Raw genomic sequence first — 13,271 nt, 5'->3', positions numbered from 1 at the left:
ATGAGTTATGTTGGCACAAACATAAGTAGGATTTTTTGTTCCTACAACACTTCAACCGTTATTTTGTGTATTTCATCGATTATTTGTCTAATTTTAACAAATTTAAGCTAAAATTTAACGCTTTATAGCGTTCTAAAATGCATTTTGTCGATGGTTTAAAAATGTACTTTATCGATTACCAACGCAAAAGTATGCATTTAATCGATAATTAAATGTACTTCTTCGTTGTTTGTTTTATCAACTCTTATTTTGTAAGACAAATTGAGTCGCATTTGGATATAAATTTTATACAAGTACAATAAAACAAGACCTTTAGCAACGCCCTTCTGGCTAATGCGCTAGTAAAATGTGTAAACAATTACAGTACTTCCACGATAAATACAGTAATTTTCAGTTCTTAAAGTATTCTGATACTTCTTCCTATGAAAACCACTAAATTTCTCTATATCGCTCTTGTCTTTATTTCTGTACTTTCTTGTACAAAAACAAAACCTGAGCCGGATAATATTTTTCGTTTCAAAGAATATATCGCCTTCAATACGTTTGGCGAGGTTTCAATTGCCTCACCCATTCGCGTAGTTCTAGCTCAGCCAACTGATCAGTATCAAAACAATCAAGAAATTCCGTCAGAGTATCTGGTAATCAATCCTAAAACTGAAGGTTCCTTTTATATAGAAAATGGCTCAACCCTGCTTTTTAAGCCCGAAGAACCTTTACGCCCAGACACAGAATACAGCGTAACACTTAAATTGAGTCGGTTTTTTGAAGACATAGATCCCGAATACAAAAATTACACGTTTGGGTTTAAAACCATCACGCCTAATTTTAAGCTGAACTTAGGTAATCTGCAGTCGTATTCTAAAGAATGGCAGTACCTCACGGGCTCTGTAGAAACCTCAGATCAGGTTGATGCTACACTAGCCAGTCAACTCGTGCGCGCTTCCCAAGAAGGAAAAAATCTGCACATTGACTGGCCAAATGAGCAACAAAACGGCACCTTTTTTAATTTTACTATAGACAGTATTCATCGCAAAAAAGAGAATTCTCAAATACGCATAGCTTGGGATGGTGAACCTATTGAAAGTACTACGCAAGGTCAAAGCACCTTAAATATTCCTGGCCAAGCTCAATTTACTGTGGTCGATGTAGTAAGTGCTTTAAGTCCGGAAAGTGCAATAAGTGTTAATTTTTCTGATCCGCTGATGATGGAACAGAACTTTGAAGGACTTGTTCAATTAGACAGTTTGACAAATTTGCGCTACGAAGTACAGGGTAATGTGCTCAATATTTATCCCAAGCAACCGGTTTCTGGCACGTTAGATCTCACGCTAAATAAAGGAATTAAAAATGCTGAAGGCGTGGCACTACCCGCTACTTATGCTCAAAAAATATCTTTTCAACAACTTAAACCTCAAGTACGCTTACTCTCTAAAGGAAGCATTTTACCCGCATCGATGAAAACACCGCTATACTTTGAGGCAGTAAATTTATCTGCGGTTGACGTGCGTGTGATCAAAGTTTTTGAAGATAATATGCTTCAGTATTTGCAGGAGTCAAATCTCAACAGCACTTCGACTTATGATTTACAGCGCGTAGGAAGACGCGTCGCTAAAAAAACCATTCCTCTAATCAATAACAGCATTGGCCAAACCGGATTATGGAAAGCCTATGCCGTAGATCTTTCAGAATTATTTAAAGCAGATCCCGGGGCTATGTATCGGGTTGAATTCAGTTTTGATCAAAAATACAGCCTGTACCCGTGTAGCGATGACGCTGAAGAAATTACCAGAAGTAAAGAAGACATCTATCTTGAAGAATCTTATGAAGATTATTACAAGACCAATCTAGATAACGAGGAAGAAGAACGAGAAGAGCGTTATTGGGATAACGAATTGTATTCTTGGCGAAATAGAGTATACAACTGGGAAGAAGAGGACAACCCTTGCCACCCGGCTTATTACAATGAAGAGCGGTTTGCACAGACTAACATTATAGGTTCTGATCTTGGTTTGATCGTAAAAGAAAGCGACAACGGCTCTTATGACTTTGTGACCAGTAACCTCCTGACCGCCGCTCCGGAAATAGGTGTAGACATCAGAATATACAACTATCAACAGCAACTTATTAAAAATCTAAAAACAGATTTAAAAGGTTTTGCTTCATTTAAAAGTGATAAAAATGCAGCCTTTGTGGTCGCACAACAACGCAACAATTTTGCTTATGCCAAGCTAGATGATGGGAATGCACTATCGCTAAGTAATTTTAATATTGCCGGAACACAACTTCAAAAAGGTCTGCGCGGTTTTATATATACTGAACGTGGCGTACATCGTCCAGGAGACAGCATCCATCTTAGCTTTGTTCTCAACGACATTGCCAACCCATTACCTAAAGAACACCCTGTAAAACTCGAGGTGACAGATGCACGAGGAAAACTAGTGCAGCGCACCTTGTTGAGTTCAACCTTGACTAATAAAAATGTTTCCGGCAGAAGCAGCCACGGATTTTATTATTTCCCCATCCCAACTAAAAGCACTGATCCTACAGGAAATTGGCACGCGACCATAAGCGTGGGAGGAGTTCAATTTTCAAAAACCTTACGCGTTGCTACAGTAAAACCCAACCGGTTAAAAATTGCTCTTGATTTTAATTCTGAAATACTATCGACTAAAGAACCACTTACCGGAAGCATTTCTGCCCAATGGCTTCATGGCGCCACAGCCCGAAACTTAAAAGCTGAGCTAACTACGACCTTAACAGCTACCGAAGCTTCCTTTAAAAATTATGAGCAGTATCGTTTTACAGATCCTGTGCGAAAATTTTCTGAAGTAGAGTTGCTGCTGCTTAAAGACAAAACGCTTGATGCCAATGGTAAACTTAACTTCAATCAAAAAATTGAATTGAGTAACAAAGCTCCGGGAATGCTAAAAGCCAACTTTTTAACCAAGGTCTTTGAAGGAGGTGGCGACTTTTCGGTAGATGTTTTTTCTAAAACGATCGCTCCGTACTCTCATTTTGTAGGTCTTAAAGCGCCTGAGCCTCATAAATATGATGCTTATTTTACAGATGAAGACGTTCAGTTTGATCTCGTAAGCCTTACTGAAACCGGTAAACCTTCCCCTAATCGCAACCTGCAGGTACAACTGTTTAAAATGGAATGGCGCTGGTGGTACAGTCGCGGCTACGATAATCTATCGCGGTATGAGAATACTTCGGTGTATAAACCTGTTCAAGATTTTGAAGTAACCACCAATGCTAAAGGAAAAGCCTCAGCAAAGATCAATGTTCCCGAGAAAGATGGTGGCCGTTATTTACTGCGTGTGATAGATAAAGAAGCCGGGCACGCTACCGGACTCATCACCTATTTTTACCGTAATTGGAGCAATGCACCTTCGGCAAATGCCGAAAGCGCAAAAATGCTGATCTTCAATGCAAATAAAGAACAGTACACGGTAGGCGAAGAAGCCGTGATCAAATTTCCTTCCGCAGAAGCCGGAAACGCATTGGTAAGTTTAGAAAATGGTACTGAAGTTCTTTCCAAACAATGGGTAAAAACCACCAAAGAAGAAACTGTCGTACGCATCCCGATCACCAAGGCAATGGCTCCAAATGTTTATGTACACATCAGCCTGCTGCAACCACACGCACAAACATTGAACGACAGGCCCATACGCCTTTATGGCGTCATTCCGCTATTAGTAGAAGATCCGCAAACTGTATTGCAACCTCAACTTGGAATGCCACAAGAATTAAAACCCGAAACGGATTATACCATCAAAGTCAGCGAAGCGTCAAATAAAGAGATGACTTATACTTTGGCCGTGGTTGACGAAGGATTGCTTGATCTAACACGTTTTGCAACACCTGATATTCACAAAGCATTTTATGCCCGCCAGGCTTTAGGGGTTAAAACATTTGATATTTATGATTATGTTATTGGCGCTTACTCGGGAAGTGTTGATAATATTTACGCAATAGGTGGTGGTGATATGGCTGCGGGTGCTAAAAACCGAAAAGCACAGCGTTTTAAACCGGTAGTACAATTTTTAGGTCCGTTTCATTTAGAAGCAGGCCAGACGGCCTCTCATAAATTGCATATGCCTAATTATGTGGGCTCGGTACGCACGATGTTAATTGCAGGAGATAACGCCACCGGTGCCTACGGAACCACCGAAAAGACAACTCCGGTGCGTAAACCTCTGATGGTTTTAGCTTCTATTCCTCGCAGATTGGCTCCGGGAGAACAACTCACATTGCCCGTCACGGTTTTTGCAATGGACGATAAAGTGAAACAAGCTACCATAACCATCAAAAGCAGTAGCGCCCTCAAAGCGATTGGTGCCAAATCGAAAACAATCACATTTAGCCAGCCCGGCGAAACTATGGTGAATTTTGAGTTTGAGGTACTTGAAGCCCAAGAACCTCAGCGTTTTGAGATCGTCGCAAAAGGAGGCGGTGAACAGGCCAGTTATGAGGTGACTCTTGATGTAGAAAACCCAAACCCTATTTCACAGAAAGCGACCTATTATACGCTGGAGCCCGATGCCGAATTGTCTGTAGATTTTACGCCCTTTGGTGTTGCTGGAAGCAATGGTGCAACCCTAGAGTTCTCTACCTTACCTCAAATAGACTTTACCAAACGTCTTCAATATTTGATAGATTACCCTTATGGTTGTGCTGAACAAACAACCTCAAGTGGCTTCCCGCAGCTGTATCTTGCATCGATCTTTGATTTAGAAACCTCTCAAAATCAAGAAACCGTAAAAAATATCAAAGCGACGTTAGATCGTCTTGGTATGCTGCAAAATCCATCTGGTGGTGTAAGCTATTGGCCGGGTGAACGAGAGTCTGATGCCTGGGCTACCAGTTATGCTGGTCATTTTATTTTAGAGGCCCAAAAGCAAGGATATGCTCCGCCTATAACCTTTCTTTCTAACTGGCTGAACTATCAGAAAAATGCAGCTAAACAATGGCGCAATGGTGCTACCTCATACAACAGCAGTTTGACCCAAGCATACCGACTTTACACCTTAGCTCTAGCCGGGCAGCCGGAATTGGCTGCGATGAACCGCTTGCGAGAATCGGGTGAATTGAACAATGATTCCAGATGGCGCTTGGCAGCTGCCTATGCGTTAGCTGGTAAAAAACAAGTGGCACAAGAACTCGTTAATAAAGCATCTTTAGATTTTGCTACAAAACGAGAACTTCAGTACACTTATGGTTCTGTCTTAAGAAATAAAGCGATGGCTTTAGAAACAATGGTTTTACTGAATGACACCAGACAAAATGAGTTGGCTAACAGTATTGCTAAAGAACTAAACGCCGCCACTTGGCACAGCACACAAACTACGGCCTTTGCGTTATTGAGTTTGTCCAAGATGTTAATCGCCAACGGCGGAAAAACCATTAACCTAACGGCAGCAGATCAAACCTTAAGTTCCGCTAAAGGATTTGCTCGAAAAGCACTAAAGGTTACTGAAGGAAAGAATACCCTGACTATTAAAAACAAAGAAAGCAATCGTGTCTATGTAAGCTTGATTCAACAGGGGCAATTACCTTTAGGCAAGGAGCTAGCAAGCCAAAACAACTTGATTCTAAACACACAATTCTTAGACGGAAACGGCAAGAAAATAGACGTCAGCAATCTGCGACAAGCCACCGGGATAACCGCAAAGATCACGGTGACCAATCCAACGTTAAACGCCGTTGACAATGTGGCTTTATCTCAAATTTTTCCGAGTGGATGGGAAATTGTAAATACAAGTTTCACCAGTCTAAATGGTGGTGCCAGTGGTCAAGCACGCTATAAAGACATTAGAGATGATCGAGTGAATTTCTATTTTGATTTAAAGCCTAAAGCAACGCGCACCTTTACGGTAGACCTCAATGCATCCTTCTTAGGAACCTATTACCTTCCGGGTACTCAAGTAGAGGCGATGTACGATCGGGATTATTTTGCACGTTCAAAAGGACAATGGGTTGAAGTAAAACAATAAGAGTCGGTTTGAAGTTCAAAAGCCTTCGCGGTAACCTCTACGCTTGGTGCAACAAGTATAAAATTGCGCTAGCGGTGCTTTTAGTTGTTTTTATCCTGTGGTTATTTGCGTTACCCAAACCTCTTTTTAATACCCCAACGGCCACGGTGGTTACCAGCACCGAAGGCCGACTTATGGGTGCACGTATTGCTCAAGATGGACAATGGAGATTTCCGCCGATTGATGAAGTTCCTCCTCGTTTTGAGACTTGTATTTTAAATTTTGAGGACGCCTATTTTTATAAGCACCCCGGATTTAATGCTGTTTCCATGGCTAAAGCTTTTTGGCAAAACCTAACCACTTCTAAAAGACGTGGAGGAAGCACCATAACCCAACAAGTCATACGGCTTTCCCGCAACAATCCTAACCGCACCTATTTTGAAAAACTTCTTGAAACCTTTCTTGCTACACGTTTAGAGGCAGGTTATTCTAAAAAAGAAATTTTAAGTTTTTACGCTTCCCAAGCTCCTTTTGGTGGTAATGTCGTGGGCTTGCAAAGTGCCAGTTGGCGGTATTTTGGTATTGAGCCTAGCGAACTTAGTTGGGGTCAGGCAGCGGCACTCGCGGTGCTTCCCAATGCTCCGGCGCTTGTATTTCCGGGGAAAAACGAATTGATTTTTGAAGCTAAGCGAAACCGCCTCTTAAAAAAACTACATAAAGATGGCATTATTGACGCAACCACTTTCGAGTTGGCTATTGCAGAAAGCCTTCCGGGAAAACCTTTAGAGCTTCCGGATATCGCCTCGCATTTCACCGAAAGACTGGCCCGGGAACATCAAGGCGAGCGTATTAACAGCACGTTGCAATTCAATCTTCAAAAACGCGTAAATCAAATCACCGAAGAAGCCCATTACAGGCTGAATCAAAATCAAATACACAATTTAGCGGTTCTGATTTTAGATGTAAATACCAGAGAAGTGTTGAGTTATGTTGGCAATGCTCCTACCACTAAAGAACACGCAAACTATGTAGATATCATCAATAGCAACCGCAGCACCGGCAGTACATTAAAGCCTTTTTTATATGCGGCTTTAATGGGTGAAGGCCAATTGTTACCTCATAGCTTGGTCGCTGATGTACCCACAAGTATCAACGGGTACAATCCGCAAAATTTTGATCAGAGTTATCAAGGTGCTGTGCCTGCCTCTCAAGCTTTAGCGCGCTCCCTCAATGTTCCCGCTGTAACGCTTCTTCAGGAATACGGACTCCAAAAATTTTACAATAAGCTTCATCAGCTGCATTTTAAACCCATCAAGCGACCGGCAGATTATTATGGATTATCCTTGATTCTTGGCGGTGCCGAAAGCAATCTTTGGGACCTTACCAATGCTTACGCCGGATTAGCAGCAACACTCAATCACTTCAATAATACTTCGAGCGAATATCCGCAGCACGCATTTCAAGATCCTGTGTACATTCAAGATTCAAATTATAATTATGGCGAAAAAATGCCAAATCCCGAAGTGCTTGACGCGGGAGCGATATACAAAACTTTAGAAGCTTTAAAAGAAGTGAACCGCCCTCAGGGCTCAGAAAACTGGGAGTTTTTTACCGATGCGCAACCGCTAGCCTGGAAAACCGGTACCAGCTATGGATTTAAAGATGCCTGGGCAGTAGGTGTGACTCCAAAATATGCCATTGGGGTTTGGGTAGGTAATGCAGACGGAGAAGGCAGACCGGGAATCACGGGCGTCGAAGCCGCAGCGCCTATTCTTTTTGACGTGCTCAACCTGTTGCCTAATGCTTCTTGGTTTGAAACACCTTATGATGAACTTGTAGAAGCTTCGGTTTGCACGCAAAGCGGCGATCTTGCTGGGTTGTATTGCCCAGAAACCACAACAGAATGGATTCCTAAAAATGGAACGCGCACAACGGCCTGCTCCTACCATAAGCAAGTAATTTTAAACGAAGCGCGTAGTTTACAAGTCAACGCGAACTGCTACCCTATAGGAAAACTCATTGCAGAACCCTGGTTTGATCTGCCAACCGTTTGGGAATATTATTATGCACCGCTGCATCCGGAATATAAAACCCTGCCTCCTTTTGCACCAGGATGCTCCCCTGAAGAACAAGCTGTGATGGCCTTTATTTTCCCTAAAAAAGGAGAGCAAGTTTTACTTCCGAAGGATTTCAGCGGCACACAAGAAGTAGTTTTTAAACTTGCACATCGTGATCCTGACATTACAGTTTATTGGTATTTAGATGGCATTTATGTGGGCTCTACAACTACATTTCACGAGCTTTCTATGGCTTTAAAGCCCGGAAAATACACGATTTCGGCAACTGACGCGCAGGGCAACACGCAGGCGCAAACGTTAGAAATAAGGCCTGCCTAGTTTTAACTTTTCTCTTAACAAAATTTTATAGTACGCTTGGTTCGGTTTTTTCCGAACCAATACTAATTTTGCTCGTTCAAATGGTCAAGATATGGAGTTGGAAGCGTTGAATGAAGAAAAACAATTGTTGATAGAACGCCTAGGTGTTCACATTGAAAAGAAGGATAATATTCCCCCACTTGCTGCGCGTATTGTTTCGACTTTGATCCTAACCGGAAAAAAAGGCTGCACTTTTGAAGAATTGGTCACCAATCTTCAAGCCAGTAAAAGCACGGTTTCTACACATCTTAACAACCTTCAGCATTTAAAAACCATCACCTATTACACAGTTTGTGGAGATCGCAAGAAGTATTTCATCATGAACCCGAATAGTATGATCATTCATATGGGGGAAATGCTAGATACTTGGGAGAAAGAAAAGCATCTTCATATCGCAATAATGAATTATAAAGAGAAGATAAATGAAGTAGATCCTGAAAACATCGATTTGCATTTTGACCTCGAGTTTCATCTGGATTACCTCAACTATCTGGAGCAAGCGAGTGAATCTTTAAAACGCATACGCGAAAGACTTTTAGAAAAGAACAAACAATAAATAAATCCTCAACCATGAAAAAAAGAATATTTAATTATCTCATTCCCGCCCTACTGGGAGTTCTTGTTACTACCTCCTGTGGAGAAGACAAGTCATCTGGTGAGGCTCAGGCGCAAGCTCAACAAGCGCAAAAATTACCTGTAATTAGTATCCCTCAACAAACGCTTACCGGTTACAGTTCATACCCTGCCAGTATAGAAGGTATTGTAAACAGTGGCGTGCGTGCTAAAATACAAGGTTACATTTCTAATGTACTTGTAGATGAAGGAGCAAAAGTGCGCAAAGGTCAGGCGCTCTTTAAACTAGAGACTCAATCTTTAAGCCAGGATGCTAATGCTGCACGAGCTAATGTAAACGCTGCTCAGGTTGAAGTTGACAAGCTGAAACCTCTTGTAGACAAAGGCATCATCAGTAATGTGCAATTAGAAACTGCTAAAGCTCAACTAGAGCAGGCTAAAAGTAATTATGAAAGTATCGCAGCAAACATTAGCTATGCTACTGTAAAAAGTCCGGTAGACGGTTATGTTGGAGCGATACCGTATCGCGAAGGAGCATTGGTAGGACCTACTGATACTACACCACTTACCACAGTTGCTGATATTGAGCAGGTATATGCTTTCTTCTCAATGAACGAGTCTGAATATTTAAACTTTATTCAGAAAACTGAAGGTGCCTCACTTCAGGAAAAAATTGAAAATTTCCCGGAGGTTACTCTGGTTCTTGCCAATGGTAAAGAATATGAGCAAAAAGGAAAGATTCAGACGGTTACAGCGCAAGTAGATCGCACTACCGGTACGGTTAGCTTTAGAGCTATTTTTGACAACCCTAACCAACTTATCACTAACGGTAACAGCGGAACCTTAAAAATTCCTATTGAATATAAAGATGTACCTGTAGTACCGCTAAACTCTACGTTTGAGCAACAAGGTAAAATCATTGCTTACAAAGTTAGCGATGACAACAAAGCCCAGACAGCTGAAATAATTACGCGTGCTACCATTGGTAATTTATATGTGGTTGAATCTGGCGTACAAGCCGGAGATAAAATTATTGCGAAAGGGGCTAACAAAGTACGTCCCGGCACGGCACTAGAACCTCAAGAAGTTCCTTTTGACAGTATTGCCAAACCTGTGGAGAAATTATTTCAATAAAAAGAAGCTGAAATCATGTTAAAAACATTCATAGAAAGACCTGTACTTTCTACCGTAATCTCTATTATCATAGTGATTCTGGGAGTACTAGGACTTACCTCATTACCGGTAGAACAATATCCTGATATTGCTCCGCCTACCGTTCAGGTGACTGCTACCTATACCGGTGCCAGTGCCGAAACCATTCTAGAAAGTGTGATCATCCCTATTGAAGAACAAATCAACGGGGTTGAAGGAATGGACTATATTACTTCTACTGCAACTAATAATGGTACTGCTGAAATCACGGTATATTTTGATCAGGACACAGACCCAGATATTGATGCGGTAAACGTACAGAACCGTGTGGCACTTGCTAGTCCGCTTTTACCGCAAGAGGTAACACAAGCAGGTGTTGTTACTCAAAAACGCCAGACAGGGTCGTTGATGTTTATGTCTATGTATTCAACAAACCCTGAATACGACGCGACCTTTATCAACAACTACCTTAACATTAACGTAGTGCCTGCCTTTAAGCGTATTAATGGTGTGGGTGATGTTAACGTATTCTCGCAGCAAGATTATGCAATGCGTATTTGGTTAAAGCCAGATCGTTTAAAAGCTTATAATCTCGTACCTGCTGATGTTACTGCAGCACTTAACGAGCAAAGTTTAGAAGCAGCTGCCGGTACCTTAGGACAAAACAATGGGGAAACCTTTTCATATACCATTAAATATCCCGGGCGCTATAAAGAAGAAGGTCAGTATCAAGATATTATCATCAAAGCTCTTGACAATGGCCAATTCTTAAGATTAAAAGATGTTGCAGATATTCAGCTTGATGCACAAACGTATAGTGCGAGTTCGCAGACAAAAGGATACCCAAGTGTAAGTTTTGCGATATATCAAACTAAGGGTTCTAATGCTCAGGAAATTATTGAAACCGTAATGGGCGAATTAGAAACCATTGAGGCCAACCTTCCGGAAGGGCTTGAGGTTTTTATTCCGTATAACACCAATGAATTCTTAGAAGCTTCTGTTGAAAAAGTGGTCCATACCTTAATCGAGGCCTTTATTCTCGTATTTATTGTGGTATTTATCTTCTTACAAGATTTTAGATCTACCTTAATTCCTGCAATTGCGGTACCGGTATCTATTGTAGGTACATTCTTCTTCCTGAATCTCTTTGGTTACTCTATAAACCTACTTACGTTATTTGCACTGGTACTGGCTATTGGTATTGTGGTTGATGATGCGATTGTAGTTGTTGAAGCCGTTCACGCAAAGATTGACGAAGGAGCAAAAAGTGCCAAATCTGCGACGACGACTGCTATGCACGAAATTTCGGGAGCGATCATCTCGATTACGCTGGTAATGGCAGCAGTATTTATTCCGGTAACTTTTATCACAGGACCTACCGGAGTTTTCTATGAGCAGTTTGGTATCACCCTAATCGTTGCGATCATAATTTCGGCTATTAATGCATTGACTTTGAGTCCAGCTTTATGTGCACTTTTCTTAAAAGCACATGATGAAGAGGACGAGCATAAGAAAAAAAGCTTCCTTCAGCGTTTTTATGACAAGTTCAATAAAGGTTTTGACGCAACAATTAAACGCTACGGAAGTTCGCTTCAATTCTTATACAAAAGAAAGTGGATCACTTTTGCTATGCTTATTTTAGCCGGTGTAGGAATCTACTGGTCTGCCACTACTACACGTACAGGATTTGTTCCTAATGAAGATCGTGGAGTATTGTTTATAGATCTTTCTCTTGCTCCGGGATCGTCTCTTGACCGTACTAATGAAGCGGTAACCGACTTATACAATAAGATTAAAGATGTGCCGGGTATTGAAGGTGTAAGTACTGTTGCAGGACGTGGTTTGATCAGTGGTCAAGGTAGCAACAATGCTTTAGGATTTATCAAACTTAATGACTTCTCAGAACGTGAAGAAGATTCGCTTTCTGTAGATGCGATTACTGCAAAACTCTTTGGAATTGCAGCAGGATATCCTGACGCCAACATAATTTTCTTTGCGCCTCCAAGTATTCCAGGTTTTAGTATTTCTTCTGGAGTTGAAGTAAACCTACTTGACCGTGCTAGTGGCTCGATCACAGATCTTGACCAGGCTAATCAAGAATTTATGGGTAACATTATGGCGCACCCTGAAGTTCAATATGCACAGTCTTCGTTCAACACCAGATACCCACAATATCAAATGGATATCAACGTGCCACTGGCAAAACAGACCGGTGTCGCGATCAGCGATATATTCTCTTCGCTACAAGGCTACATTGGTGGAATTTATGCAGCAGACTTTTCTCGCTTTGGTAAACAATACCGTGTGTACATTCAGGCGTATCCTGACTACCGCGCAGATACTGATGATTTGAACTCTATGTATATCAGAACCAGTGCCGGCGATATGACACCATTGAGCGAATATGTAAGTTTTGAACGTGTATATGGGCCACAAGCGGTTACGCGTTTCAACCTATTCAATTCAACGAAAGTGAATGTTTCGATGAACCCGGGATACAGTTCGGGAGACGGTATCTCTATTGTTGAAGCCGAAGCAGCAAAACTTGCCAATAATTATGATATCGCGTATTCAGGTCTTACACGTGAAGAAGTAAGTGCAGGAAGCCAAACTATAGTGGTATTCTTGCTTTGTGTGGTTTTTGTATACTTCTTACTTTCGGCGCAGTACGAGAGTTACCTGCTGCCATTAGCCGTGATCTTATCGCTTCCGCTAGGTATTTTTGGAGCCTTTTTCTCGACCAAAGTAATGGGTCTTGAGAACAACATCTACTTCCAGATAGCACTGATAATGCTGGTGGGGCTGCTGGCCAAAAACGCGATTCTTATCGTAGAGTTTGCCATACAGCGGCGTAAAAACGGGGAGTCTATAGTAGACTCTGCTATTGATGGCGCTAAGGCACGACTACGACCTATTCTGATGACCTCTTTTGCCTTTATTCTAGGTTTAATGCCATTAGTGCTCGCTACTGGTGTTGGTGCCGAAGGTAACCGCTCTATTGGTACCGGTGCGGTAGGTGGTCTTTTGATAGGAACCCTGCTTGGTGTTTTTGTCATCCCTATCTTATACATCATGTTCCAGTGGCTACAAGAAAAGATCTCAGGAACTCCAACTCAAACCGAAGAAACTCATTAAT

5 protein-coding genes are annotated in these 13,271 nt (G+C 41.6%); all 5 read left to right on the top strand.

All coding sequences use genetic code 11. From position 1 onward, the window contains the following. Window positions 1-422 precede the first annotated feature (422 nt). The 5 genes from HCN54_RS15335 to HCN54_RS15315 all read left to right on the top strand — a co-directional run bounded on the left by HCN54_RS15335 (window position 423) and on the right by HCN54_RS15315 (window position 13,270). Window positions 423-5,996: an alpha-2-macroglobulin family protein gene (locus HCN54_RS15335; protein ID WP_167598474.1), complete on the top strand. Its 5,574-nt coding sequence runs from the start codon at window positions 423-425 to the stop codon at window positions 5,994-5,996. An 8-nt stretch (window positions 5,997-6,004) separates the two neighbouring features. Continuing rightward, window positions 6,005-8,371, top strand: a complete 2,367-nt coding sequence (gene pbpC, locus HCN54_RS15330; protein ID WP_167598473.1) for a penicillin-binding protein 1C — start codon at window positions 6,005-6,007, stop codon at window positions 8,369-8,371. 91 nt (window positions 8,372-8,462) lie between these two features. Further along, window positions 8,463-8,966 carry a GbsR/MarR family transcriptional regulator gene (locus tag HCN54_RS15325; RefSeq protein ID WP_167598472.1) on the top strand — a complete coding sequence of 168 codons (504 nt, stop codon included), beginning with the start codon at window positions 8,463-8,465 and terminating at the stop codon, window positions 8,964-8,966. A gap of 14 nt (window positions 8,967-8,980) precedes the next feature. Continuing rightward, complete coding sequence (locus HCN54_RS15320) at window positions 8,981-10,117, top strand: efflux RND transporter periplasmic adaptor subunit (protein WP_167598471.1); 1,137 nt, start codon at window positions 8,981-8,983, stop codon at window positions 10,115-10,117. Between the two features lie 15 nt (window positions 10,118-10,132). Then, window positions 10,133-13,270 (top strand): efflux RND transporter permease subunit, encoded by a 3,138-nt coding sequence (locus tag HCN54_RS15315; RefSeq protein WP_167598470.1) that lies wholly within the window; start codon window positions 10,133-10,135, stop codon window positions 13,268-13,270. Window position 13,271 lies beyond the last annotated feature (1 nt).

Source organism: Leeuwenhoekiella sp. ZYFB001, from assembly GCF_011784865.1.
Lineage (GTDB): Bacteria > Bacteroidota > Bacteroidia > Flavobacteriales > Flavobacteriaceae > Leeuwenhoekiella > Leeuwenhoekiella palythoae.
This window is presented reverse-complemented; position numbering and strand designations above follow the sequence as displayed.